24 protein-coding genes are annotated in these 25,057 nt (G+C 57.9%); 21 read left to right on the forward strand and 3 right to left on the reverse strand.

The window, feature by feature from the left end; all coding sequences use genetic code 11:
- Positions 1–258: 258 nt before the first annotated feature.
- Positions 259–6,420 carry a strawberry notch C-terminal domain-containing protein gene (locus AC4PTO_RS17590; RefSeq protein ID WP_492733797.1) on the reverse strand — a complete coding sequence of 2,054 codons (6,162 nt, stop codon included), beginning with the start codon at positions 6,418–6,420 and terminating at the stop codon, positions 259–261.
- Positions 6,421–6,489: 69 nt separating this feature from the next.
- Positions 6,490–7,671, reverse strand: coding sequence for a hypothetical protein (locus AC4PTO_RS17595; protein ID WP_492733799.1), 1,182 nt, complete (start codon positions 7,669–7,671; stop codon positions 6,490–6,492).
- Between the two features lie 488 nt (positions 7,672–8,159).
- Between AC4PTO_RS17595 and AC4PTO_RS17600 the strand changes: the two genes are divergently transcribed.
- Positions 8,160–8,843 carry a ParA family protein gene (locus AC4PTO_RS17600; protein ID WP_492733801.1) on the forward strand — a complete coding sequence of 228 codons (684 nt, stop codon included), beginning with the start codon at positions 8,160–8,162 and terminating at the stop codon, positions 8,841–8,843.
- A gap of 4 nt (positions 8,844–8,847) precedes the next feature.
- Complete coding sequence (locus tag AC4PTO_RS17605; RefSeq protein WP_492733803.1) at positions 8,848–9,225, forward strand: hypothetical protein; 378 nt, start codon at positions 8,848–8,850, stop codon at positions 9,223–9,225.
- 13 nt (positions 9,226–9,238) lie between these two features.
- Here the strand turns inward: AC4PTO_RS17605 and AC4PTO_RS17610 are convergent, their stop codons facing one another.
- Positions 9,239–10,009 carry a hypothetical protein gene (locus AC4PTO_RS17610; RefSeq protein WP_492733805.1) on the reverse strand — a complete coding sequence of 257 codons (771 nt, stop codon included), beginning with the start codon at positions 10,007–10,009 and terminating at the stop codon, positions 9,239–9,241.
- Between the two features lie 401 nt (positions 10,010–10,410).
- On the opposite strand from AC4PTO_RS17610, the gene AC4PTO_RS17615 reads away from it, so the two are divergent.
- From AC4PTO_RS17615 to AC4PTO_RS17705, 19 genes are all read left to right on the forward strand, one after another.
- On the forward strand, positions 10,411–10,557 hold the full coding sequence (locus AC4PTO_RS17615) for a hypothetical protein (protein ID WP_492733807.1): 147 nt from the start codon (positions 10,411–10,413) through the stop codon (positions 10,555–10,557).
- Entirely contained in the window at positions 10,554–11,645 is a 1,092-nt protein-coding gene (gene parM, locus AC4PTO_RS17620; RefSeq protein WP_492733809.1) for a plasmid segregation protein ParM domain-containing protein, read from the forward strand. The genes AC4PTO_RS17615 and parM overlap by 4 nt, the downstream gene beginning before the upstream one ends.
- Before the next feature lie 2 nt (positions 11,646–11,647).
- Positions 11,648–12,001, forward strand: coding sequence for a hypothetical protein (locus AC4PTO_RS17625; protein WP_492733811.1), 354 nt, complete (start codon positions 11,648–11,650; stop codon positions 11,999–12,001).
- 7 nt (positions 12,002–12,008) lie between these two features.
- Complete coding sequence (locus AC4PTO_RS17630; RefSeq protein ID WP_492733813.1) at positions 12,009–12,875, forward strand: type IV secretory system conjugative DNA transfer family protein; 867 nt, start codon at positions 12,009–12,011, stop codon at positions 12,873–12,875.
- Between the two features lie 75 nt (positions 12,876–12,950).
- Positions 12,951–14,051 carry an ATPase, T2SS/T4P/T4SS family gene (locus AC4PTO_RS17635; RefSeq protein WP_492733815.1) on the forward strand — a complete coding sequence of 367 codons (1,101 nt, stop codon included), beginning with the start codon at positions 12,951–12,953 and terminating at the stop codon, positions 14,049–14,051.
- Positions 14,044–14,589, forward strand: coding sequence for a YcbK family protein (locus AC4PTO_RS17640; protein ID WP_492733817.1), 546 nt, complete (start codon positions 14,044–14,046; stop codon positions 14,587–14,589). Before AC4PTO_RS17635 ends, AC4PTO_RS17640 begins: the two co-directional genes overlap by 8 nt.
- Entirely contained in the window at positions 14,586–14,858 is a 273-nt protein-coding gene (locus AC4PTO_RS17645) for a hypothetical protein (protein WP_492733818.1), read from the forward strand. Before AC4PTO_RS17640 ends, AC4PTO_RS17645 begins: the two co-directional genes overlap by 4 nt.
- On the forward strand, positions 14,843–15,355 hold the full coding sequence (locus tag AC4PTO_RS17650) for a hypothetical protein (protein WP_492733820.1): 513 nt from the start codon (positions 14,843–14,845) through the stop codon (positions 15,353–15,355). The genes AC4PTO_RS17645 and AC4PTO_RS17650 overlap by 16 nt, the downstream gene beginning before the upstream one ends.
- Positions 15,356–15,471: 116 nt before the next feature.
- Complete coding sequence (locus tag AC4PTO_RS17655) at positions 15,472–16,215, forward strand: hypothetical protein (protein WP_492733822.1); 744 nt, start codon at positions 15,472–15,474, stop codon at positions 16,213–16,215.
- Between the two features lie 99 nt (positions 16,216–16,314).
- Complete coding sequence (locus AC4PTO_RS17660; protein WP_492733824.1) at positions 16,315–17,103, forward strand: thioredoxin domain-containing protein; 789 nt, start codon at positions 16,315–16,317, stop codon at positions 17,101–17,103.
- A 2-nt stretch (positions 17,104–17,105) separates the two neighbouring features.
- Positions 17,106–17,459, forward strand: coding sequence for a hypothetical protein (locus AC4PTO_RS17665; RefSeq protein WP_492733826.1), 354 nt, complete (start codon positions 17,106–17,108; stop codon positions 17,457–17,459).
- A gap of 2 nt (positions 17,460–17,461) precedes the next feature.
- On the forward strand, positions 17,462–18,103 hold the full coding sequence (locus AC4PTO_RS17670) for a DotI/IcmL family type IV secretion protein (protein ID WP_492733827.1): 642 nt from the start codon (positions 17,462–17,464) through the stop codon (positions 18,101–18,103).
- Positions 18,104–18,120: 17 nt separating this feature from the next.
- Positions 18,121–19,503: a DotH/IcmK family type IV secretion protein gene (locus tag AC4PTO_RS17675; RefSeq protein ID WP_492733829.1), complete on the forward strand. Its 1,383-nt coding sequence runs from the start codon at positions 18,121–18,123 to the stop codon at positions 19,501–19,503.
- A gap of 14 nt (positions 19,504–19,517) precedes the next feature.
- Positions 19,518–20,126, forward strand: a complete 609-nt coding sequence (locus AC4PTO_RS17680) for a hypothetical protein (RefSeq protein WP_492733831.1) — start codon at positions 19,518–19,520, stop codon at positions 20,124–20,126.
- 14 nt (positions 20,127–20,140) lie between these two features.
- A complete protein-coding gene (locus tag AC4PTO_RS17685; RefSeq protein WP_492733833.1) occupies positions 20,141–20,914 on the forward strand; it encodes a DotG/IcmE/VirB10 family type IV secretion system protein in 774 nt (257 codons plus the stop codon).
- The gene (locus AC4PTO_RS17690) at positions 20,914–21,204 is read left to right on the forward strand and encodes a hypothetical protein (RefSeq protein WP_492733835.1); all 291 of its coding nucleotides are present in this window, start codon (positions 20,914–20,916) and stop codon (positions 21,202–21,204) included. Before AC4PTO_RS17685 ends, AC4PTO_RS17690 begins: the two co-directional genes overlap by 1 nt.
- Before the next feature lie 3 nt (positions 21,205–21,207).
- The gene (locus AC4PTO_RS17695; RefSeq protein WP_492733837.1) at positions 21,208–21,564 is read left to right on the forward strand and encodes a hypothetical protein; all 357 of its coding nucleotides are present in this window, start codon (positions 21,208–21,210) and stop codon (positions 21,562–21,564) included.
- 2 nt (positions 21,565–21,566) lie between these two features.
- The gene (locus tag AC4PTO_RS17700) at positions 21,567–24,521 is read left to right on the forward strand and encodes a putative type IV secretion/conjugal transfer ATPase (RefSeq protein WP_492733839.1); all 2,955 of its coding nucleotides are present in this window, start codon (positions 21,567–21,569) and stop codon (positions 24,519–24,521) included.
- Positions 24,522–24,557: 36 nt separating this feature from the next.
- Positions 24,558–24,968 carry a hypothetical protein gene (locus tag AC4PTO_RS17705; protein ID WP_492733841.1) on the forward strand — a complete coding sequence of 137 codons (411 nt, stop codon included), beginning with the start codon at positions 24,558–24,560 and terminating at the stop codon, positions 24,966–24,968.
- Positions 24,969–25,057: the final 89 nt, after the last annotated feature.

Genomic DNA, 25,057 nt, shown 5'->3' on the forward strand with positions numbered 1-25,057 from the left:
GGAGAACCTAAAAAGGAGTCAGCTTTGGGTGATTGCTACGCTGTTCCACCAGCTATGATGCAACCACGGAACCTTTTCAGTTAGCCCGTGTAGCCTCCGCGCTTCGCGGGTTTTAACTTTTCTGGGGGTGTCTGCTCGCCCTCCTGTTGTTTTGATTCTTATTGGTCAGACTACCCCTATTTATGGGGGAGCCTAAAGCCTTATGCGCAAGATACAGGCTTGCTGTCAACGGAATCGATCTAATTACAAGCCCTTGTCTCATAGAGAAAATTCCCGATTTTGCTTGTTCTGGTGGGAGCGTCCCCGCGAGTTATCCACAGTGAAGTCACTGGAAACATTAACCGAAAGCGCTACCTCTCGTTGCAGGCCAAGACTGAACCGATCGAGATTTTCCGCCAGATCCCGGAACGCGCCGCTTAGGAGCGGCAGCTGGTCGCTGGCGCGCCCATAGGCTGCGACAGCCTCACAGATGCGCTCATGAAGCTGGTGAGTCGCGTCTGTCGGATAGCTCCAGTCCAAGCCGATCGTCACCATCCCGCCCCGGAGCGTATATTCCTGTCCGTTGATCCGAAGGTGTTTGTTCGACGCAAGCTCAAGCAGGTCCGGAAACTGATCCTGCATGAAGGGGTTCTTGGGGTTTACGACCAGACAGCTCGATGACCCGGCCGTGAAGTAATACAGCTCACCCTTCTTGAAATCGCGCTGGACGCTGGCAATGGCGCTCTTCACCCCATCAGTGCTGGTTGAGTAGCCGTGGAACAGGTTGCCTTGCGTCGATGCCGATGTGACGACCGCTGTCTCGATGCCTGCATGGCGGTTCAGCCCCGCGTAGGTCTTCTGATCCTTGCGCATCGGCTGGAGCAAAGCCGTCGAGAAGATGTCTGGACCAACGAAGACGGCACTGACCGGCTTCAATCCCTCCGAGAACGGCTGGAAGCCATGCTCGGCAATGTGATCGCTGAGCGGCTTCCCTCCCACAGCGCCATAGAGAGCATCGACAAGCTCGCGATCCGTCGATCCAAAGTTTGTCCGGGCTGAATAGCTGTGCTTGCCCAGCACCAGCTTTGTCAGAGCGGAAATGCTCTCAGCCGATGCGACATTCGGCGAGCTGATCGCGGCGATCCGTCCCTTGTCGCGGATCTTCTCGACCTGAGCGTTCTTCGCGCCGCCCTCGATCTCGATACCGTGGTGCCACATGCCGTCATCGGTCGAGAACATGATCTTCTGTCCAGCGGCCTTACGGTCGCCCTCTTGGGCGAGGACGATGGCCCGGAACATATTCCCCATCATGACGTGTTTCTGTTCCATGACCTTTCCGGCGACGGTGCGACCAAACAGGTTGCGCAGCAGCTCTTTCTGATCGTCACGCTGCGACAGTGGAGCATTCTTCTCGATGGCTATGCCCTGCTCGCGCATCTCGCGTTGAGCTTTGGCATATCCATCGAAGAGGCCCCCGCCCTTCCCATCATCAATCAACCAGCCTGTCAGAGTGTCCGTCACATGGGAGTTGGAATTCATGATGCCTACCCAATTGTCGAAGTCGTAGAATGGCATCCGACGCGCCCAGCGCGACTCATTGTCAGGATCTTCGCGCACCGAACGAAGGATGTTCCCCAGCGGCAGCGTCTTCTTCTCGCTCTCACCAAGGACGGCCACCGTGATCGACCAATAATCCGGATCGAGAGGATAGGCCGTCGAGCTGTAGCAATCGGTCACGACCGCAGGAACGACAGCGGGAGCGCCAGCAGAACTGAGCGTCTTCGCGAGCCGTGTATCGCGCAGCTCCGGGACAAGATCGACATTGATCCCTACAGCTCCGCCGATGTTGACCACTTTCGCGAACTGTCGAAGTGCCTCCGCGTTCTCAAGCAACTCGTAGAAGGCCAGCTTCTTCGGATCGTCCTTGAGTTTTTCATACGGTGTTCTGTCGTGATCGAGGAAGGCTTGCAGCTCTTCCGTGCGACGAACAACGTCGAGACCTGCGCCGCCTTCAAAAAGGCTCTTGTCGAGCCGCTTTATTGCCTTCTGAAACGCCTGAGAGACCAGATCAGGGTCAGCATAGGCATAGCTCTGGGGATCACCCTTGAAAGCCTTCCGAAGTCGCTCAGCAGGCTGTGTGCCAGCCGAAAGGTTCATCCTCGACGCAATGCCCCGGCCCGCCTCCTTCATCACCGCGTCAAAGGAAAGTGGCTCGACCACCGTGGGCGCTTCGATGACCGCGAGCTTAACGGGCTGACTGGCGATACCATCCACCCGGTTTTCATGAAGGATCACCTCATCGCTGATGATCTTGCCGCGCCAGTCGTATTTGTTGTTCTTGAGCGGGTTCAGCCCACGAGCATCGAGGTATTCGAGGCGCATCCGGTAATCGACATCGATCTCACCCAGCACGGATTGCTGCTCATCCAGTGGCAGACAGATCAACCGTCCCATGAGTTTGCGTGTCACCGCCCCGGCCGAGGCGCTTTCCGAAACATCGATGTCAAGCGTCTGCGCCAAGAAGGGGTTCTTCTTGAGGTAATCGACAACCACCCGCTGTCCGACCTCATTCAGAAGATCAACGACCTCATCGATCGTCTTGTCGTTCTCGCGAGTGGCGTTTGTCGAAGCCGACAAAGACCGATTTTTGCGGTTGAACAGGCTTGCGAGCCGGTCATCTGAGGCGAGCCCTGTCAACGGCGTGACATAGCGCGGGGGCTCAATCTGGCCGGTGCGATCGACGCGGCCATCGATTTGACGCTCCTGCACGATGTCTGCCTGAATTTCGAGCTTAATCATGCCTCGCCTGCGGCAGTCATCGCCATTTGCGGGAGATGCATGGAGTGAGATCCCGGTGGATGCGCTTCGGTTGATCACAAGCGCGTCGATATCACCGTTGTTGAAGCGTCTGGCGGTTTCTTGGTTGACCGCGGAGTCAGCACTACCCTCGATCTCGTAGAGGTAATATCGACCGTTCACCTCGCCGGTAACGCCGCGCTTCCCGGTTGCCTTTGTCCGTCCGGTGATCTCTCCGCAGTTCAGTTCGAGCTTGTCGCAGGCAGCTTTCACGAGGTCTGCCCCATCGATACGAAACCGGCTGAAATCCGCGCTATCGATCTGCTCGAACATTGTGTCGCGCCAGCCCTCGAAGACCTCCTTCAGATCGATGGCCATGCCAGCGCCCAGCGCGTTCGTGGCTTTCACTTCCAAAGCGCGATCCACATACCGCTTCAGCACGTCGCCCAGATGCGGCGGCTCAGCCAGATAATCGCCTTCCGAGTCAGTCTTTACCGCCCCCGGCTGGGCCAGCTTCCAGTCCAGAACGGAAGTTCCGACATGCTCGACCACGACAACAGGCTTTTCGCCACGAGCAATGCTGTCGGTGATGAGATCGTCCAAGAACTGTCCCTTCACCCCAAGGGTGAGATAACCGCTGAAATGATGGAGGTTTGATACCGGAGAGTTTGTGTCGAGCCTCAGCTTCTCCTTGCCAGCGCGAGCAGATACGTCACCTCCCAGAGAATCTTTCGCGATCCCAGCCGCGACCTGCGTGATCACCGGCATTTGCTCGATGATGTCGCGTAAGATCTCGGTCGCTTGGTCAACCTTGCCACGGATGGCGACGATTTTCTCGCGATCAAAGTCAACCAGCCTTGGCAGCTCACGCCCAATACCCGCACTGGAGAGCTGTCGCACGATCATGGAGCCATTTGCCGCCATCTCGTGCGCCAAGGCTTCCTGCAAAGACAGGTCAGCGCTGTTCGCCATGACATCGAGGAGTTCGAGCTTCCCAAGGCCGGTGTCTGGCAGACAGCTGTAGTAAAGCTCGATATGCTCGCCAGTCTTGATCCCGGTCGCAGACGAGCGAATGACCGCACCGCCAACCTCTTCCGCATATCGCGTCAGCTCTTGGAAGACTGCCCCGGTATTCGAGGTAGGAGATGCGGCATTGTGGGATTCATCCAGCAACACGAGCGGCTTGTGGCCGTTCGCAACATGGAAGTCGATCCACTCCTTCACGGCTTTTAGGCGCGTTGAACCGTCGCGTGTCTGAAACTGAGAATAGGACGTTGCCACCAGATTGGCGGTGGGGTCGATCTCATACTCGCCGCTTTCGTTCTTCTTGTTGGCTGGCTGCTTATAGATCGTCTTGCCGGAGCGATGATCCTGTAGGACGGCACCGCTGTTGATGAGATGCGGCCTGATCTCACCAGAGTTGAGCCGTTCCTCAGAAGATTTTCGGGATACGTCCTGTAGATCGCGCATCACGAAGTCGGTGAAAAGCGACGGAGTGATCGTGGTAAACAAGACGGGACCGCCAGAGCGGAGCTGGATCTCGGCAAGAGTTGCGAGCGAGCGGCCTTTCCCAACGCCCATAAGGTCGCCAAGGAGCGCCCCCCTGCCCTTCACGGCTGCGTCATGAAGGAGCGCAACGCCATCGATCTGTTCGGGCGAGAGGATCTGCGAGCTTTCCAGCTCCTCAACCGTCATACCTAGCAGGCCCGCGACATAATCATCGATCGTCATCTTCGAACCGTCAGCAGTCTCACCGAGGCTTTCTTCGAGCTGGCGCAGCGCGTCATATGTTGCGCCGCTGAGGCTCTTCGGGATCACAGTGTTTGACGTTCCTACCGTGGAAAACGGCTGGTATCTTTGCGTGTCGTCCGAGATTGTTCCCTCAGTTAGCCAGAGGGGAACCCGATCGTCACCAATGCGCCGTCCGCTGGAACGAATGCCCGCATCACCGACGCCCTCGAAGGCTTCCGGCTCTTCTTCCGCTGGCACTGTCGGTTCAGAAGGTGCGGCATTCCCCTTTTCCGGATCGGCAGGCGTTGATGGTGGTTGAGGGCGCTTTGCCCCACTGGCCCCGACGCCCCGTTCTTCTGGAGCCTCGGAATCCCGTTCGGGAGCCGATTGGGGATCCTCTGGCTCGGCGCGTTCTGCTTGAGGCACCGCGAGAAATCTATCGCTTACCGCATGGCTCCAATCGTAGAGTTCGTCGAACGAATTGATCATTCGCGCCACGCTGCCAGCTCGAATCGTGGCCAGTTCGCCGAATGGCTTTAACTGTTCACGAAAGCCCCGCGCGGCGTAGATCTGCACAGGCACATCAGCTCCCATGCCACGATACAGACGCGCATCACAGACAGCCTCCTGCACGTCTTCGAAACCAAGGCGGAGCCAGTTTCCGAAGCGTTCGGACGCTTTACCGGCCTCTTCCGGGTTATAGATATCAGCGGGAAGGACGATGAACGCATCACCGCCGACCTTGAGCTTTTGAAGTGCCTCCACCGCGATCTGATAGTGAAGAGCCTTTGTCGGAAAGACATGACCGCGATCGGGGATCTCGATCTTCTTGTCCAGTTGACCGAAGGGTGGGTTGACGAAGACGGTATCAAATTGCGGTAGACTTCCCTTCTGATCGTCGAAGCTACCGTGGAGGATCGTTGCAGTCTCGCCCAGCGCAAAGGATGCACGAAGCATCCTTCCGTGATCGAGTTCAATTCCCGTCACCTCCGCACCAGCAGCGGCCATTGAGGCAACCAGCGCTCCATTGCCAACGGTCGGATCCAACACGGAGCGGCCTTCGAAGGAGCCGAAGATATTTGATGCGGCATCGCCAAAGGGAAACGGCGTAGAGTATTGCTGCAAGGCAATCGTATTGGCGCTTCGCTCTCGGCCGCGCGGGAACGCCAGCATCACCTCTTCGATGGATTGGCGGGTGTTCAATTCCCCAGAAACGATGCTGCGCGAAACTTGCGCTTCCAGTGCCTCGACAAGCCCATGACTTGTTACCGCATACCCCGGCGATGACAAGGTTTCTGCCAGTTGCTTGATCTTGCTCTCGGAAAAGCTCTCGCCTTGGTCCATTCGGCTAAGGATGGAGCGGGCGTTATTCAGAAGGCTCCCCTGATCGAGAGCCCTGTAGAACATATCGGGAGCCCGATCGAGATTACGAGCGCCATCCGTAAAGCCCCATTCGGCGAAAACCTGAAAGTTGCGCCCTGCCCGCTCGGCTGTGCGCCCAAAGGTTCGGTCTGTCACCATGAAACCGAAGCGATTTCGACCTATCACCTGCGGATCCTTTTCAGTGAACCCGCTCTGATTTAGAAACGCCTCCCCTGCCCTCTTTAAGCGCCCACTGTCCGTGTCGAGAAATGTCTGGCCATCCTTGATGAGAGGCTTTGTTGTGATCCCATCCCAGAGTTTTTCGGAAGCGAAGCGCTCTGGCAGGATCGTCACCACTCCCCCGTTTGGGGCCGGGATTTCAGCAACATCTTGCCGAGCTTTCATCAGCTCGTGACGAAGCCGGGTCCGCAACCTCCCCTCGGTGTCGGACGACCACACCGCGAGGACGTTGCCGCGACCGCCATCGACCTGCCTCCGATCAAAGATGGCCGAGGCGATGTGATCTGGCGAACGAGGAAGGAAATATTGCATGGAATTTCACACTCAGAGGATATGAAGCGGGAGGCCCGAAGGCCCCCCGGTAATCAGCAATTTTGGAGATCAGCCCATCGGCGACGGATCGGCAGCAAGATTGCGTTCACGCTGTTGCTGCGGAGGCTCGCCACCTCCATGCGAAGCACCAAAGCGCTCCGCCATGACCTCCTCCATCGCCATGTAGATCTTGCGATCCGGCTGGTTCGTGAACTCGTAAGCATTCACCGGCTGAATTTTCATCACGGAGACCGGCGCGTCCGGGTCGGACGGGTGGATCGAAACGCTGACGACGCTGGGCGTCACGCCCTTGCCGTTGTAGCTCACCCCCGGATTGGGCGTCACTTTCGGATCGGGCTTGCCATCATGGGTTCCGTGATAATCTTTGAGAAAATTCGGTTCGGCGTGTGTCGGGATGAACTGCGCAGTCGCAGCCGGGACCACCATGATCTCGTATTTTCCCGTCCCTGCCGTAATGTCGTCGAAAACGCTTCGAGCATTCTGGATATCGTTCTCGTGCAACCGCGAGGACAGCTTGAGATCGTCGAAGTCGCGGCCGGTGGCGGCGGCAACGACCGCAGCAGCCATCACTTCGTATTTGTCGATGCCGCTCCCCGCGTTTAGGGCGCTGTCAATCGAAGGGTCGGCATAGGATCGGAAATCAGTATAGAGCGACGACGTGATCGTCGAATTGTTTTCATCCCGCACGGTGACGACGACACCGGAGGTGGCCATCGGACGGCCTTTGAAGTCGCCGTTGAAAGCGGCGTCGAAGTCCACTTCCGACAGGCGCTGCGGATTTGCATCGTCGTAGAGTTTCAGGAAGGGTTTGCCGTCATTGCGGATGTTCGCTTCGGCTGACGCGACGATAACGGCTTCCCGATCCGGATCACGCGCAAGTGCTTCCGGCCAGATCGACACATTTTTGACGCCTCCGTCCACCTGATAGCTACGCGTGTTCTCGAAGCGAACAACGGAGCCTTCTTCGACCTTGCCGCCGACAAGAATGTCGGGACGGCGCTGAACGCGCGTTTTCGCGGCCTCAACGCGCTCTTCATAGGGTCGGCTGTCGTTCCGCCCCGAGAAATATTTGGCGATTTCATCGGGTTGCGCGAGCGAGATGGTGAGTTCTTCACCGTTTCGCATGTCGAAGCCGGTCACTGCGCGGGCTTCGACATCAATGCTTTCAACTTGAAGGATGACATCGCCCAGGTTCCGGCGACCACTTGTTTCGGGTTTCACAAAAGCCATTCTCAACTCCTTTCATGGGTCGAGTGGCCGATGAATTTTCTACACAAGGTTGATGGTTGACTACCCGACAGACTCAGGCTTCGCGGAAAATCTACAAAAAGTCAAAATGTTTTTTAATAGAGCGTGCCGCGATTATCCCCGTCTGGCAGTGCTTTAGTGCGATGGCACTATGGCGCTCTCAATGAGGCGAGTGCGATAGTGGTATGGTGTTTTCGTGCGATAGCGCGATAACACCATACTGCTATAGTGTGAGCCGGGACGCAGGGTTGGCCAGCGTAGTGCTATCGTGCGATACTTGTATCGCGCGATAGTGCTATCGCGTTATAGGGCTTGCGAGTAAGTGGCGATAGTGCTATAGGGTGATAACGTGATAGGGCGATGGCGGGATATTGCTATCCAGCGATAGCGTTATGGCACTATGCGGCGATAAAGACATATTGCGATAGCACTATCGCACGATAGGGTGATGGCACCCAAGAGAGGCAGGAATGACGAAAGTTGTGACCATTTTTACCCCCAAGGGAGGTGTCGGGAAGACCACGATCGCGCTCCATTTGGGTTGGATGCTCAGTCAAAAGGGAAGTGTGGCCTTCGTTGATGCTGACGAGAGGGCAATGCTCAAGGACACGGTGGCCCGTGGCCCCGAAAACTTTCCGAACATCAGCTGCTATCACTTTGAGGCAACCGGAACTGAGGAGGGCGATGAGGAGGCGATCCGTGAAGTGATCGACGACGCCTCGCATAAGCGTGACGCTGTGATCGTAGACTGCGGCGGATATATGTCTATGGCTTCCTTCGTGGCCGCTAGTGTCTCCGATCTGGTTCTGATCCCGATCACGCCGGATATGAAGGATTTGCAGCAAGCCCTTGATTCCTATCAAAAGCTCGAACTTGTTTCAAAGCGTATGCTGGATGATGGCGTGATACAGAAGCCCTTGGTTGTTAGGGCGGTGATCAACAACGCAAACACCCAAACCAACGCATTCGCAATCGTCCGCGCGGCGCTTCAAGGTGCCGGAATCGAGATGATGGAGTGCAGTATCCCGACCTACACGGCTATCCGCGATGCGTCGTTCGAAAACACGGTGGTGTTCAAGTCACGGCCAACCTCGACTGCGGCAACATTCATGGCCCGGTTCGTTCGGGAATGTGAAGGTATCTTGAAGGGATAAGACGATGGTGAAGAAGACGTTGCCGGTTGATGTGTTGAAGTCTCTGGGCGTGACCGACAAGCCCAAGGGATCGTCCGTGGCAAAGCCCGAGGTGGAACGCAGCGAGACTGAGAAGGCGGAGGCTCACGTCGCCCCGCAGGCTGACAGAAAGCCAGAACTTCCAAGTCCGAAAGGGCAGGGGGGCGCGAAGCCGCCTCGAAAGGGCGGTGTGAAGGGTGGCGACAGCTCCAGTGAGCGGCTGATCGATAACTCGAAGCGCCTGAACATCTATCTTACACCCAAGCAACATCAGGAACTCAGGTTGCTCTCGGTAAAGACTGGAAAGGCAGGATATCTCCTTTGCATCGAGGCAATGGTGAAGGCTGGGGTGATCAGTGAATAAAGGCCATCGGAGCCTACAAAGACGGGCCGCTCTTCGGTTGGGATGGGGTAGGGCGCTTGGGTTCTGTTTTCGGGGCATAAAGGCGGCGGACCTTCGCTACACTTGCGGTTGTCGGACGAACCTTGCCCTTCCCGGAGCCATACTTGGCTCGGCCGTAATGCTGAACGGCCGTATCCTCGACGGAGTGGCCCATCGCCGCAGCCACATGCCCAGAGCCAACGCCCCATTCGGCCTTGGCATCAGCAGAAAACTGGTGTCGAAAATCATAAAGGCGCAGCCTGTAGAACCACTTGGATTGTCCTGTCTGCCGGATTGCCGCGCTGAGAGCTTCCTTGAATGCAACAGCGATATTCGGTCTTTGGCTGGTGTAGGGGGAGCGATGGAAAGCCTCGATGCTGCTTTCTATCGCTTGACGTTCTGAGGGCTCAACAGATGGGAGAAGTTCCAGTTCGCGTGTATCGCCATTCGCTCGCACTCCCTCTTTAAATTTGGCGTTGCGAACCACAAGCAGATCACCCCGCAGTTCGGCGGCGCTCCACTCGCTCGGCCTCAGGCCTGTTATCATCGTCGCGATCACGAGGTCTCGGGTTCGATGCGCGATCGCTGTGTTTCGGATATGAAGCTGGTAGATAAGGGCCTGTGCAAGATCCTCTGGGACGCGACGGACGAGCCTGCGCTTCTTGCCGGTTTCCATCTGGCTTTCTTCCAGAAGCGCCCTCAAACGAGCCGCGCCATCGTGATCGCCGATACTCTCCAGTCTAAAAATCGCTGAGCGTTTATACATCCTGAGACTGCTGCCTCTAAGGGACGAGCTGCGGCGCTCGATTTCGTCGGCATAGCTTTCTGGGGCGCGGGGCAGGCCCCTGCGCCGGAAGCTCCGTTCAAGGGATCGGGCGTTTTTCAGATAGTTCTCTCGGGTCGCTTCGCTGATCATCGCCACTAACATACGATAACGGGGGGATAGTCGGTGATATGATCTATCATGATCCGTTTTGACCTAATATGCAATACGCGGGAAAACCCTGCTTTTACTGCTTTGCACTCAATGGGTTAGGTCATTGTGACCTATTATGGATCATGTGGCGGTTTTCCTCCTGATAACTTAGGCTTTTTTCGTTTGTTTTTAGATTGACGTTCACGCCTGAGTGAATTACCCGTAGGGCATAGCAATCTGGGAGTTACCACATGATCCGCCTCACATTTCTGGCCCTGTCGCTGTCTCTTCTTGCAGGCTGTATGCAGCCGTCCGCGCCGGTTACGGTTGACGAAAGCACCGAGGCATTCGTCAAGCGCGTGATCGAGAGCGGTGACGGGACCGCAGCCGGGTTTTGAGGACTCTTGTCGTAATAGATGATGGCCACACGGCCACCAAAGTCGTCTGGCGACAGGGCGACGAGGCGGAGGCATTCGTGTTTCCGTCGAAAGCCGTTCTGGGGGTCGCCGAGGTGGCCGGTGGCGAAATTCATGGGGCGGATGTGTATTTCGTGGACGCGATGGTGAAGCCTCGTCCGAACCAGATTTACACCCTTTACGGGCGCGAACATCCAATCACCGTTGATAATCGCTTCGAGGGATTTCCTACCAGTAAGCAGAACCGGGTTCTGGTTCATCACGCTCTTGTCCGATCCGGCGTCACCGGGCCTGTGGACATCATCACCACGATACCCGTCCGGGACTACTTCAAGCCCAGCTCCCCCAGCGGCACGAACGACGACCTTACTGCTGCGAAGAATGAGAATGTGACCGCGAAGTGCTTTCGGCGGGACGCCATGACCGGCGAAGGTGAAGAACCCTTCTACGAGATTGAAGACGCGCTTGTGTTTCCCGAGGGGGTCTATGCCATTTACGATGTGGCATTCAGCGACGAACCCTCGGGTGAGGAGCTGGAGCAGTTTCAGGAGAAGTATTTCTCGGGCAACAGCTCGTTCGCTGTCGTCGATATCGGCGGCAAGACAACGGACGTTATCATTGCGGAATGGAACAGCGCCGACGCCAGCTTCACCGTGGATATCCAGAAGTCCAAAACGATGCGCATCGGCGTTATGGATGTTGCCGTCGCGCTTGAGAGGGAGATCGAGCGAAAGTTCGATGTGTCGGACCTCTCTTTCGATGCGCTCGATCTTCTCGACCAGAAGGCCATCACGATTTCAGGTGTGAAACACGACATCTCCGATCTCGTCACTGATGCTGTGGCGCTGGTTGGTGGGAAAATCAGAGATCGGATCGCCCCTATGCTGGACGGGTATCGGCAGTTCGGCGTGATGATCTTTTGTGGGGGAGGAGCCGCCCTCTTCCGCGACATCGCCAGCCGGTATCCATCGAGCATCGTTCACACCCCCGCCGACCCGCAGTTCTCCAATGCGATGGGCATCATGAAATTCCGGACTGCTTACGAGCAGTCGATGGAAGGGCAGGGGTGATCATGAGCAGGAACACGAGCACCAAGGTGCAGACCTACCTGTCGAGCGAAGACCCGGTAGATGCCGAGATCGCGCACTTCCTCGGGCGGTTCACCCGTGGACGCCGGACGGCGGGGGCGGTCAGGGAAATGCTCTATGTCGCGTGGGCTGAGATGGGCGCGATGTCCCGCGAGGCTTTCGAAAGCCGCTTCAAGAACATCGACTACGACGACTTCCGAAAGCGCTACCCGACCAGCCGTCCTCGATCCGTGAGTAGCGCGGAGCCGGTAATCGAACGAACGGCGGCAACACGCTCTGGAGAAGGTGAAGAACCTTCGAAGAAGCGGATCCGCATCAAACCTCCAACAGCGAAATAGGTGAGCTATGAAACTTCTCTACATGACACTTGCCGCGATCGCGCTCGCCAGCTCTGTTGGTGCGCAGCAATTGCCGCAGGCCGGAACCCCTCTCACGCCAGCCGAAGTTCAGGACGTTGAGCAGGCCACGACAGTCGTGGTCGATTGTCAGGTGCAGGGCGGATCGGGGTGCCGTGCCACCTACCGGGACATCCTCAATCCCGACAGCGACTTCTATCGCCGAACGCAGTCTTTCGTTCCCAGCGATCCCAAACTTCGCGCGATCTACAACGCTGCGCGGGGCGTCGGTATCCGGGCGGGTTTTGCTGATGAAGCAGACCGGATCAATCGCATCGTGCGGTCGCGCTATCGCAACCATCTCAACAGCCGGTTCAATTTTCGCGGGCTGATGATCGAGCGCTATGTAATACCTCCGGTCATCACCGAGATCCGCAATGTTCGCGAGCATTCCGGCTCTGATCTCCTTTACCTGACCGAAGGCGCATTCGAGATCGTCAAGGATGCCCGGCTCTCGTTTGAACCGCCGAGCTGGGAGGAATATCTGATCCTTCCCATTCAGCCCCCGGCTGCGCCTCGCGGTCTTTCTGTTGAAACGCAGGAGGAGAAGGACACTTGGCGCGAGGGCGCGAAAACCGGCTGGTATGCAGGTATCGTTGAGGCGCGGCGCGGGTTCGTGACGGGATGGAATATCCTCAATCGTGACTATGGCGGTATGCGCCGATATCACCAGCTGGCGCGGCAGGGCATCGTTTCGCTTCCGAATGTCGATCGAGTTGCCCGCCAATGGTCTGTCAGCGACAACGGCACCCGCGCATATCGTGGTGAAACCACGATCCGCCTTCAAGTGTCGCCGCGTTTCCGCGTTCGGCAGTAATCAGCCATGTGGATTGGTCAGCCTCTCTCCTATGAAGGTCTTCCGCATCTTTCGGATGCGGAGGCCATCATACCGATGCTCGCGACGGTCGCCGCCGATGGCGTGTCCGATATTTCGATCAAAACCAATGATCCTGTTCTCGTTCTCAAGCAGGGCCTATGGCACTCGATCACGCCCTACCGGCTGAACAATTCACAGGTCGAGCGCATCCTGAAAAAACTCACCGGCTCCGAGAACGTCATTGCGAAGCTCTCGGGTGGAGAGGATTTCGACAAGGCGCTCACCATTGACGACCCGAAACGGCGCGATGAGCATGGTGATCCGCTCCAGTATCGTTTCCGGCTCAACGCGACCGCAGACTTCGCCGGGAGCAGCTACGGATTTCACTCGGTCATGCGATCGATCCCGTCGAGCCCGCCCTCGCTTGACGAAATCACCTTCCCGGAAGAACTGCGTGAGCGGTTTGCTATCGAGCAGGGTTCCTTCATCATTGCCGGAAGCACAGGCTCTGGCAAAACGACCACCTTTGCGGCTTGCGAGCGAGCGATCTTGGAGGGGGATACCCCGATCAAGGGTTGCATCCTCACCTATGAAGCCCCCGTTGAGTTTCTGCTTGGCGACATCAAGTCGTCACATTCGTTTGTATCGCAGGTCGAGATCGGAACCCACCTGCGGACATTCGCGGATGGTGTTCGCAACGCGATGCGCCGAAAGCCGAGCCTGATCGTCGTCGGAGAGTTGCGGGACGCCGACACGATTGGCGCAGCCATCCAAGCCAGCCTCACCGGCCACCCTGTCTTCGGGACGACACACGGCAACAGCTGCATGGAGGTGTTCTCGCGTCTTGTTCAGCCGTTCCCGCTGGACAAGCAGGAAATGATGTATGCCAACATCGTTCAAGCCTCACGGCTCATGATGTCTCAGGCGCTGATCCGGTCGGAGATCACGGGCAAACTCGTGTGTCTTCGCGACTGGATCTACCTCACTAACACCGACAAGGAGCGCCTTATCCTTGCTGGTGTGTCCAACCACCTGCCCATTTTGCGGGAACTGATCGCGAACCCGGCCAACGGCCGGACCATGCGCACGTCGATCGATATCGCTCACGCCGAAGGTCATTTCACCGAGCGGCAGGTGCAACTTCTCTATCGCAAGTTCGGAGTGGAGCATGAGTAAAATGAACAGGCGGCAATTCATTGCCGGAACCGCGAGCAGCCTCATCATTCCCGGCGTTGCGAATGCTGGAGGGCCGACACCTTGGCCCCATATCGGCTTCGACCGCCTCTGGATCCGGAACACCCACGGCGAGCAGTTGAAGGTCGTTCACTGGAACGGGGCCTCATATGACACCTCTGCTGTGCGCATGTTGTCGTGGCTTTGGCGCGATTGGCGCGATGCCGACAACGCCGTCTATATCGATCCGAGGTTGTTCACTTATCTGGCGAACATCCAGACCCATCTCTCCTTGTTGTCGCGGGAGCCGCGCCAGATCGTCATGAACTCGGGTTATCGCACTCCCCGGCGCAATGCGACCATCGAAGGGGCAGCGCCCAATTCGCAGCACATTCACGGCAAAGCCTGCGACTTCAATATAGAGGGGGTGCGCCCCTCGGATGTTCATCAGGTGGCAAGCTCGTATAATGTGCCGGGGCTAGGCCGCTATCGGAACTTCACCCATATCGATGTCGGGCCAGCTGGGAGGCGTTGGGGATGAGCGAAGAATTTGATCGTCAGGACTACATTGTCGATGTTGAGTGGCGCTGGACCGGGGTTCCAGCCAACGTGCTGGGGCTGCACTCTTCGGTGCTTCTCGGCATCCCGCTGGTTTTCGCATCGCTTCTGTCGAAATGGGCGATCTTCGCGTGGATCGCTTACATCGTCCTTGTTGCGATGCTCAAGATGCGCTTCAACCTCTCGCCCTTCGAATACATCCAGATGAAAGTCCTCAAGCTCATGACGGGAAATCGATGGTCAGTCCGGTAGAAATTTTCGAGGCTGTCGTCGATGAAACCCTCTTTGCCGTCCTCTCCGAGGCTGGAGACGGCGAGATCGCGGCCGTGTTGCTCGCGTTACCTCTCGTCATCGACGAGCTGACGAGTGACTATGTGCTGGACCATCTTTTGCCCCAGATGCCAGCCCTCGTTCACGGCGACGACGAAGCTGTGATCAATCCGCTGTGGAGTGACCCACGGACGTTCGCACCGATCTTCGTTGTGCTGGCTAAGCTGTTCTACGAGACGGTTGCACCCGTCGATTTCCCCTCGTTCCCCGAACCTCGAATCATCGCTGACCCTGCATCGATGTTCGGTGTCAGTTTCGGTGGATTTGTCGATCTGGATGGTGCAACCATTGAGGGCGAAAGCATGGGGCTGTTCGCGGGGAGCTGTGCGCTTGCGGTTCAATCGTGCTTCCGTCAGCCCGTCACGGTTGCATTGGGCTATATGCTCTCATCCGTATGGCGGTCTCGGCCAGCCGGATAGCGCATGTCTCTTTCGGTAACTTCCAATTTTCACAGCTCTGTTATACGGTGTTTTTTGATTGACCACGTTTCGGGCGCGTGGCCAGTCGAAGCACCGAAGCGAGCAAGGATCCACAAATGCCATCCCACTTGAGGCAAATTTTCGAAGGTGCGATCGAGAAAGAGAACCCCAACCTGAAAATTCTTCAGGAACGGGGCCTAATTCGGCGCAACCTCTCTGATCTTGAACTGGAAGATGAACTGTGTCGCGAAGCGGTCATTGAGACCGCGATGCAGCACTTCGTTCTGCGCGACAAGGCGGAACGGTTGGAGATTCTTGCCGAGCTGGGTGCCGACAACCGCTACGATCAGAGCATGGCCGCAGATGTCATGATGCAGCCTGTGTCAGACCAGAGAACAATTCTTGGCGTTCTCGAAGACAAGGCCCGCTCGATCTGGGAGCGCACAATGGAAAACATTCGTGCGCTCTCGACCGATTATGCCGCCGAAGTCGAGCAGGCCGAAAAGAAGTTGGTGGATCACGACTTTGAAGGTGTCCGCACGTTTCTCCGGGACGCTACCGACCGCAGTCGGGATCTCGACGAGCAATTTCAGAGCGCGTTTATCGAGGCAAAGAGACGACTCCGTAGTGAGTTCAGCGCGGAGTTTGGGCGCTTTTGGGAACCCGATGTCACCGACGCATACAACACGATGGTCGATCGATCCGTATTCCTTCCGCCCGAAGAATATCGCGATGTCATGACCTCGGTGACGGACCTCAGACAGAACCTCACTCGCGAACAGGAATACGCGACCGAGCTTCGCAAGCGTCTCGAAAGAGAGCCTGCCGCTCCGTCTCCGAATGCCTCTCCGAAGCCCTGATTATTGGGGCTTTTTTCTCGCGTTGATTATCTAAAAACAAATTGTAAAGCCGAAACAAAGGCGGTAAGTTGACCTCGAATTAACGCGAGGTTCATCACTATGAAGCAGTATGCTTGGCCCATCGGGCTTGCGCTTACCGCCATCGTTTTCGGCGCAGGCGGGTTCTATATCGGGACGCTCAACGAGCGCGTTGCCAATCTCGAAGCGAAAACGATCAATTCGCCGCAGGCGTCGATGAATATCGAAGCGCGGTCCCCGCAAGTGGCAGCGGCCGCGCCCGTCTATCCTCAAGTGGCCCCCCAGCCGTCGTTCCCGACTACACCGGTGATCCCGTCTGCGGTTCCTTCTGTTGCCACCAGTGGTCTCGATGCCGATGGTGTGCCGGTGCAGGCGAAGGCTGTTCTCGACAATCCTGATCTCGCGGCTCGCCTGCTCGAAGCGGTCTCCAAAACCACCGCTGTGACAACGCCGGGGGCGGATGGCGCAACCGAAAACCCGGTCTATGCCTTCATCGATCCGCGTTGCCCCTATTGCCACAAAGCGGCTCAAGAGCTGCTGGGGCAGGTGCCGGTGACGTGGATCCCGACGACGCTTTTGGGTGATACCGAAGGCGGCGTGAAGTTGGTCGAAGCTATGCAGTCCGCAACGGACCCGGTGCAGGCAATTCAGAACATGCAGGCGGGAACGCTGACGCCTGTTGAAGCCTCCGTCGAGACGCGGGAAGCGGTCAATGAAAATGCTGGCGTTCTCTACTCTATCTATGCCGGGGCCGAAAATCAGATCGCTGTGCCGACGCTGCTCGTTCCCGAAGCCGATGGTTCGATCAAGCTGTTCCGTGGCTTTGGCGACGGCGACGGTGCCAAGGTGGTTGCGGCATACGGCGGGTGAGCATGTTCGGACTAGGCGGAAAGCAGAAGAAGCTGGACCTGACATTGCCAGCCGTGGAGCAGCCAGTGATGGGGGACTCGCCGTCCCTTCGCATCATGGCGGTCGCCAACAAACGGGCATTCGCCTATGGCCTCTTGTTCGCCGCGCTGCTCTCGGTCGCGTTCAACATTCTGTTTGCGGCGCTGATGGTCAGCCGGATTGAGGTGATCCCCTATGTCGCGGACGGATCCTCATATGGTTGCAGTCCGCAGATCGTCGATGCAGGTGTGACCGCCCCAATTTCTGAGTCGACGCCGCAAAGATCAGGACTGAGCGGGCTCGCTCCATTGAATGTCGATATCGAAGGAGATGATTAAGCGTGGACACTCGTGAGCAAATTCGACAACGCGATGGGCATCTCAAATCGCATGGGCGTTTCACGCTCATGGCGTTGATTTTTTTGGGGGTGACGCTCGTTTTGTCACTCTTCGCAAACCTTGCGCTGATCCTTGCCTTCAACTCCTATCCGAAAACCACCTTCCTTTGGACGAAGGATGCGAAGGCCGTCTGTGAAGCGGTTCCTATGACCGAGCCGAATATTTCTCAGGCGCTGCTCTCTGACTTTGCGAACCGGGCCGCGATCTCTGTCCACACCTACAGCTATATCAACTGGCGCGAGAACCTGTCTTTCGCAACGCAGGAGTATTTCACGCCGGTTGGTGGGCGCGCCTTCCTCGACGCCTTCGCTCAAAGCCGCATTCTCCGCGAGGTGCAGCGCAGCTATTACGTTGTCTCGGCAGTCTCCAGCGGTGTTCCCGTTGTCGATCAGGCGGGGATCGATCACGGCCGATACTTCTGGAAGGTGCAGGTTCCGATCACGATCACCTATCGCCAGAACGCCGATTACAAGGCCGAAGATCGCGTGATCGAAATGACCATCGTTCGGGTCGATCCGTCTCCCGCCAATCCCAACGGGGTTGCTGTGGACGGCTTTGTCTCGCTCCAGCGCACCAGAAACTGACGACGAAAGGGTAGCCCATGAAACTTGTCAAACTCTTCGCGCCGCTCTTTATCGCCGCATCGGTTTTCGGTGCGGTTCCTGCGGCATCCCAGCAACTCCTTGATATGACGCAAGAGGAGATGCAGCAATTCATCGCCCAGAACCCCGGAGCCACGCCCGAGGAGCTGGTTCAGATGCTGAACGCCCAGCGCGATGCGCAGCTCAACGCGCAGCGCTCTCAGGCGGGGGCAGGGTATTCAAGCGCACAGCCGCCCGTGTTGCTGCATGAGACGAAAACCGTCGATACCAGCCGCTCGTCACAACCTCCTGTGTCTCTCCGGCTTGGTCAGGGAGTGATCACCGCCGTTTCCTTCGTCAACGACGATCTGGACGCTTGGCCGGTGCGCAATGTGATCTATGACCGCAACCTGTTTTCTGTGAACGGATCGGGCTGCGGCGACGAAGGGAGCAGTCGCGCCGAGGGTGGCAACATCCTCAATATCTTCCCCTGCCGGTATTGGGTCAGCGGCTCGAACATCAACGTGACGCTCGAAGGGTATTCCCGCCCGATCGTCTTCAACGTCTCGGCCGGTTCGGATCCGGGGGAAGCTCCCCGCGTTGACAGCCAGATCACCATGAAGATCACCGATCGCACCGATGAGCAGTTTGTCGGACCCGCTTCGCGGCGGCTGGCAATCAATCCGCTCGACGGGCGCAACGGCGGTGTCGTGCAGATCTACCCCGCGAAAGATCTGATCACCGATGTCTCGTTTGTCGATCATTCCGGCAACGTCTGGCCCATCGAGACCGTGGTGTTCAATCCGCGCCTTGTCTCTGTCGGTGGGAGCGCGTGTGTTGGCGAAGGCCAGCAAGGCTCGCAAGCCTCGGAGGCCAGCGGTAATGTGATGTATCTCTCGCTTTGCCGCAACCAGCGCTCGAATATCGCAGTCAAGCTCCAAGGCGCTCCGGCAGCGCTCGCACTTCTGCTCGTGCCGCCGACTGATGAGAGCCGCGCCACATTGTCCAAGCCGGACAGCACGATCACCGTTTCGATCACGGGGCGCAGCCCGAATGCTCCGACGCAACCCGCAACCGTCGCATCGGGTGGCGCTATGCCGGACAACAACACGGATGCGACAGGCTTTCGCCCTGATCGCTATCTGACCGATTTCGTCAATGGAACGCCGCCCCGTGGGGCGCGTCCGGTGATCATGACCGGCGCTCCGAACATCGAAGGGTATATCTACAATGGGGCGCTCTATGTGCGCGGTTCCTACACGCCGGTCAATCCGACAGCCGACGCTTCGGCTCAATCGTCGAGTGGCACACTGAACGTATGGCGCTATGACCGCCCGACGACTTCCCTGCTCGTGGCGGACAATCAGACCGGCCTTGAGTTCAGTGTGACCGCTGATTTCTGAGAGGAGCCGGACGAATGAATCTCAAGACCCTCTTGATTATCTTCTTCGGCTTGCTGGCGGTCGCCGGGGCAGTCGTCGTTATGAGCATATCGTCCGGCTCATCAACCTCGTTCGAAGGTGGGGCTAACGACACGCGGCTTCCTCGGGCGATCCCGGAAGGTCGCGCCAATCCCTTCGATGTGGTTCCGGCAGACGAAGCCGACAACCGCGCGACAGCCAACAACCAGATGGCCGAAGACGCTATCGCGACGACGCAGACCAAGGCTTACACCGCCGCGCCGGTCATCCAGATCGAAGGCACGAGCGGCGATGCGACTGACCCGATGGCTGACAGGCTCGTCGAGCAGGAGAAGATCGAGACTATTCCCGTGCAGACGGGTTTCGCCGTGCCTGTCGAGCCGATTGACAGCGACATCGAAGTCACCACCGCTCCGGAGGTTGATTACAAGGTGCAGGAACCGGCCGTAGCGGAACCGGCCGCACCGCCGCCTCCCGATCCGACTACCCTCAGCATCATGATGGGCCTGTCGCGCGGAAACGCGGGGCCTCGTGTCGTCATCGACAACTATGATCAGGGCCGCGATCGCGGAGCCTCCCCCATGCAAGCTCAAGAATTCAGGTAAGGAAGGGCTGTTCAATGAAGCATCTGAAAACGCTCACCACGACCGTTCTGGTCGCCCTCGCATTCGCACCCTCTGCGATGGCGCAGCAGTATAGCGGGCAGCAAGGCCCGCTTGGCGTGGACACCGGAAATCGCATCTACGACACCGCTCGTAATGGCGATAGCGCAACCGTCAACAACACGATCATCCGCGAGGGTGATATGCGCTACGCGACCCTGCTTTACGGTTACAACTCCGACGATGCCCAGCAGGCACCGATTTTCGCCACCCTGCACGACTATGGTGACAATGGTGGTCCGGGGTATCTCGATGGCGCACGGCTCCAAGGTGTCCTCAAACTCTCGCGAGAGAGCGCGGTGATCGAGTTCACCAAAGTGATCCATCCGGATGGCCGCTCTTTCCCTATCTCCGCGATGGCCGTGTCGGCCGACCTTGATCGTGTGGGAGTCGCTGGCCGCGTCAACAAACACGTCATCGAGCGCTATAGCTCGCTTTTCGTTGCAGGGCTTCTGCAAGGTGCGGGGCAGGCCGGTCAGCTTCTTCTCGACGATGGCGATAGCAGTGGAACCACGATCATCATCGGGGATGGGTCCACGGTAAGTTCTGACGACAGCAGCGATCTGTCCGATGGCGAGAAGGTCGCCATCGCATCGCTTCTGCCGATCGGCGAAAACATGGCAAGCGCCGCCCAACAGGGCTTCAACCGCCCGCCGACCGTCACCGCCCCTGCCGGGTTCGGCATGGGCATTGTTTTCCTTGAGCCTGTGACGTGGGAGGACATCAAGTAATGGAGCCAGAAGGCGGCAAAGACCTCGGCGATCTCTTCATCGAGTGGACCGGCATGACCGAGACCTTGATCTCCGTGATCATATTTGGGCTCGGGGCGCTTGGTCTCGCCTTTTCGCTGATGTCGTTCATGAACCTCTATGGCGCGATCAAGGACAGCGCCAATCAAGGCATGGGTGGGGGTCAGCAATCTCCGCTCTGGCACATGATTGCGATCATCGTGGCTGGGCTGGTGAGTGTTTCGGGGCTCATCTGGGGCTTCTCCTCTCTGATCTTCAGCTCGGTGGGGTAAAGGATGCGCACCGAGGATACGAACGAACAGCGCCGCTATTACTATGTCGGCCCGGTCTCGCCCGAAGCTCGCGCCGATCTCCCGCGCGATGAGGTTGAGGCCATGCGCAAGGCGTTTATCGCGGTCTACGACGAAGCCCAGCGCCTCCTCGATCTCGATCCGGAAATGGATGAAGTCGAGCCGGATCATGCTGCGATTTGCGACCTCATCCGCAAGGAACTGCGGATGAGAGCCGACGCCGGACAGGAAGCCTTGCTGGCTGTTCTGGGAACAAAGGACGCGGCCGTTCTCGACAGTGTGAGCGATCAGATCCTCGGGGCGATCCCCGACATCTATGTCGCCTACGAAAGAAGGAATTAACAGTGGCGTTCTCTGACCAATATTGCGATCTCCACGGGTTTGATCCCGACAAGCCGTATTTTACGGCGCATGATCAGAGCAACTGCTCGATCATCAAGATTTACGGCTGTGCCTCGATCTATTCGGAGTCGGAGGTTCAGCTCGGATTGGCGAAAGCCGCACAGCAGCTCGCCGCTCTCCTGCGCAGCCCCCATCATTCGCTCTCGATCACGTTCGAGCGTAGCCGCAACACCACGGAAGACATCGCAGGCTATCGCGCGGAAATGGAAGGTCTCGCCAACGCCAAGCGCCTCAATGGCAAGGTGATCATCGACGAGATCATCAGTGTTCTCGAAGAGCGCCTGATCCATGAGGAAATTCTGATCGCTTGCTGGACAGGTGTTGGCGCGGGCTTTCCGGAAGAAATCGCAAAAGAACGTGCAGCAGCGCGAGCTTCGTGGGGGCAAATCAAGGCTCCGAACGCGATGGATCCGTTGGTTTCGCTCGAAGCGCTCGAAAGCCCGCATATGAGTTTCGTAAACTCGGTTCTCGATGCGCTGTCCACCGCCAAGATCAGCGCCGAGCTTCTTGGGCCTACCAAAGACGGGAAGCGCCGCGATCTCGCTGCCGTTCGTCGTGCGGTTCTCTTCCACGAAACGCCGAAGGACTGGACGCCGCAGACGACTTTCGACCGATCGATGCCTGAGCTGAAAGACTATCGCACCCGCGATCTCTCCCTTCTGTTCGCGCCTCCGCTCGCCCAGCAGCTCATGACCTCGAACGCGAAGGCCGCGAACGATATGCGGTCAATCGAGTTTGGTGGGCGCACCTACGCGACTGTCACGGCATCCATGTTCCCGCGCCAGATGGCACTCTTCCGCTTGCTCTCGTCCAAGCTGGAGCGTTTCGATGGCCGTGGCGACGAGGATATGCCGTGGCGCTTCGCTCTGCATCTGTCGGGGGGCGTGAAGATCAACCTTCTGGTCGATATCTTCACAACGCTCATCTCCTTCCTCGGATCCTCGAACAACTCCAAGCGCAAAGCATTCGACGGTATCCGCCAGTATCAGGCGGCGGACCATGAGACCTTCGTGGGCGCTCGCATGATGGCCGTGACATGGATCGAGCCCCATGAGAGCCGCGAACTTCTGTCGGCTCGTCGCAGCCGCCTTGTGCGGGCTCTGGAGGCATGGAACTCCCCGACCATCGTCGAGGCCAGCACAAACCCGATGCGCTCCCTGACCGAAACTGCCGCTGGCATGACGCGCACCGTGGCGTCTGGAAAAATGGCTGTTGCTCCGATTACCGAGCTGGCGATGTCGCTCCCGTTCCATCGGACGGCTCCGATCTATTCGAAGGGGCAATCGATCATGATTTCGCCCGAGGGCAAACCGATCCGGATCGAGGCGCATTCGCCGCAGCAGAACTTCTGGTTGACGCTCGTCTCCGCGCCTCCCGGTTCGGGTAAGTCGGTCTGGCTCAACCGCACGAATGTCGAGTTCACGATGTTCACGGGTGGCAACAAACTGCCTTTTGTGGGGGTCGTCGATATTGGGCCTTCCTCGTCGGGCTTCATTGAACTGATCAAGAATATGGCGCCCGACGACATGCGCCATCAGATGCTCTATGTGCAGCTTCAGAACGACAAGGCCCACGCAAACTGCTTCGTGAATCCGTTCGATCTTTCGCTCGGAAACCGAAAGCCCATTGCGCGTGAACGCGCCTATGTCGAGAACTTTGTGGCCGAGGTCATCGCTGACGAAGACGGCAAGGTGAACCGCGATCTCGTCGCAGCGCTCGTGAAGAAAGCCTATGAGGATCTATCCGATCTCGACATCTCTTCCAGCGCGAAGCGCTGGCAGGAAGGTCAGAATGCAGAACTGGATGCGCTCTGCCGCTCGCTTGCAATTCCGCTGCGTGACACGACGCGCTGGTGGTCTGTGGTCGATGCTCTGGCCGCGAAAGGGCGGATGCGCGAGGCGATCATGGCGCAGCGCTACGCCGCACCTTTGCTCGAAGACCTTTCCCGGATCATCGCGATGGAAGAGTTCCGCAAGGATTTCGGCGAGACCCTGACGAAAGCGGTCGGCTTGCGAATCCAAGGGGCCATCGAGCAGTTCCCGATCTTCTCCCGGCCGACAGCGCTCGATATCGGTGAAGCCCGGATCGTGTCGATCGACCTCAATGACGTGATCCTGCGCGGCGCGGGTGGCTCCAAGCGCGGCGAAGCGCGGCAGAACTCGCTGATGTATATGATCGCCTCCAATCTCTTCCTTCGTCAGATTTCGGGGAACGAGAAGGAAGTGGACGCCATGCTCTTTCCCGAAGAGATGCGGCGCACCTATCGGGAATACTGGATCAAGCGCTTTCAGGACATCGCCGAGACGCCGAAGCGCTTTGCGATGGACGAGTTCCACAACACGGGTTCAACCCCGTCGATGGTGGCTCTCGTCGAAGTTCTGGCGCGGGAAGGCCGGAAATGGGGTCTCGAAATCATTCTGGCTTCGCAGAAGATCGAAGACTTCGCCAACTTTACCGAGTTGACCTCGACCACCATTCTTCTGGACGCAACCGATCACGAAAGCCGAAACCGTCTACAGTCCATCTTCGGCTTCTCTGATGCGGTGAAAAGCCAGATTTCTGATCACCTGCACGGCCCCAGACCCAATCTGGGGGCGGGCTTCGTGATGGGCGCGAAACTGAAAACCGATCTCTATTGGCTTCGCGTCTATAACCATCTGGCTCCCACGATGCTGTGGGCGCTGGATACCACCAAGGAAAACCGCCTTCTGAGGAACGCAGTTGTCCGGAAGGTGGGACTTGAACGTGCTTTGCGGCTTCTCGTCGCGCGGTTCCCGAGAGGGAGCGCGGTGGATTTCGTCGAGCAGTTCAGAAGCGAGGATATCACCGACGAGAGCATCTACGATGACATGGCCTCCCAGATCATCCGCGATACCGTCGAAGATAAAGTCGCTTGAGCGTGAAAGTGTAACCGTCAAAGAAAGGTCTCATACATGAAACGGTTCCTCCAAGCAGTAAACGACAAGGCGGTCTATGCGTGGGCTCTCGCCGCCTCGTCTTTCTATGCCCTCCAAGCCTCGGCGCAGACGGCAGAGACGGCAGACGTGACCCAGCCCATCCAGCAGATCGAGGACGCGCGGACGGCCGCGCAGAACACCACCCTCGACACCGACAACGCCAAGGGCGCTGCCGAGCAGATCGCTGACGTGCTGATCGTCTGGGCCGCGCCCATCGGTCTGTTCATGGCGCTGTTCGGCTTCTACCTGCTCTACAAGGCCAACCAAGACGAGTCCGGCCGCACCTCCAAAGGCGTGGCGCTGACCACCATCATCATCGGTGGCTGCACGGCCGTCTTCTCGGTCCTGACCTTCGTCGTGGTGGAATACATCATCGGGACCAAGTAATCATGGTCTTCCCCGGCAGGCCCGCCATTGAGCGGGCCTGTCCTGTTCTCCGATAGATTTTCGCTTTTTGCATGGAATATCGCATAATA

The organism is Rhodobacter maritimus (assembly GCF_058747975.1).

Coding starts and splice junctions, on each gene's coding strand:
- AC4PTO_RS17590 (WP_492733797.1), bottom strand. CDS start 6,420: ATGCAATATTTCCTTCCTCGTTCGCCAGATCACATCGCCTCGGCCATC.
- AC4PTO_RS17595 (WP_492733799.1), bottom strand. CDS start 7,671: ATGGCTTTTGTGAAACCCGAAACAAGTGGTCGCCGGAACCTGGGCGAT.
- AC4PTO_RS17600 (WP_492733801.1), top strand. CDS start 8,160: ATGACGAAAGTTGTGACCATTTTTACCCCCAAGGGAGGTGTCGGGAAG.
- AC4PTO_RS17605 (WP_492733803.1), top strand. CDS start 8,848: ATGGTGAAGAAGACGTTGCCGGTTGATGTGTTGAAGTCTCTGGGCGTG.
- AC4PTO_RS17610 (WP_492733805.1), bottom strand. CDS start 10,009: ATGTATAAACGCTCAGCGATTTTTAGACTGGAGAGTATCGGCGATCAC.
- AC4PTO_RS17615 (WP_492733807.1), top strand. CDS start 10,411: ATGATCCGCCTCACATTTCTGGCCCTGTCGCTGTCTCTTCTTGCAGGC.
- AC4PTO_RS17625 (WP_492733811.1), top strand. CDS start 11,648: ATGAGCAGGAACACGAGCACCAAGGTGCAGACCTACCTGTCGAGCGAA.
- AC4PTO_RS17630 (WP_492733813.1), top strand. CDS start 12,009: ATGAAACTTCTCTACATGACACTTGCCGCGATCGCGCTCGCCAGCTCT.
- AC4PTO_RS17635 (WP_492733815.1), top strand. CDS start 12,951: ATGCTCGCGACGGTCGCCGCCGATGGCGTGTCCGATATTTCGATCAAA.
- AC4PTO_RS17640 (WP_492733817.1), top strand. CDS start 14,044: ATGAGTAAAATGAACAGGCGGCAATTCATTGCCGGAACCGCGAGCAGC.
- AC4PTO_RS17645 (WP_492733818.1), top strand. CDS start 14,586: ATGAGCGAAGAATTTGATCGTCAGGACTACATTGTCGATGTTGAGTGG.
- AC4PTO_RS17650 (WP_492733820.1), top strand. CDS start 14,843: ATGGTCAGTCCGGTAGAAATTTTCGAGGCTGTCGTCGATGAAACCCTC.
- AC4PTO_RS17655 (WP_492733822.1), top strand. CDS start 15,472: ATGCCATCCCACTTGAGGCAAATTTTCGAAGGTGCGATCGAGAAAGAG.
- AC4PTO_RS17660 (WP_492733824.1), top strand. CDS start 16,315: ATGAAGCAGTATGCTTGGCCCATCGGGCTTGCGCTTACCGCCATCGTT.
- AC4PTO_RS17665 (WP_492733826.1), top strand. CDS start 17,106: ATGTTCGGACTAGGCGGAAAGCAGAAGAAGCTGGACCTGACATTGCCA.
- AC4PTO_RS17675 (WP_492733829.1), top strand. CDS start 18,121: ATGAAACTTGTCAAACTCTTCGCGCCGCTCTTTATCGCCGCATCGGTT.
- AC4PTO_RS17680 (WP_492733831.1), top strand. CDS start 19,518: ATGAATCTCAAGACCCTCTTGATTATCTTCTTCGGCTTGCTGGCGGTC.
- AC4PTO_RS17685 (WP_492733833.1), top strand. CDS start 20,141: ATGAAGCATCTGAAAACGCTCACCACGACCGTTCTGGTCGCCCTCGCA.
- AC4PTO_RS17690 (WP_492733835.1), top strand. CDS start 20,914: ATGGAGCCAGAAGGCGGCAAAGACCTCGGCGATCTCTTCATCGAGTGG.
- AC4PTO_RS17695 (WP_492733837.1), top strand. CDS start 21,208: ATGCGCACCGAGGATACGAACGAACAGCGCCGCTATTACTATGTCGGC.
- AC4PTO_RS17705 (WP_492733841.1), top strand. CDS start 24,558: ATGAAACGGTTCCTCCAAGCAGTAAACGACAAGGCGGTCTATGCGTGG.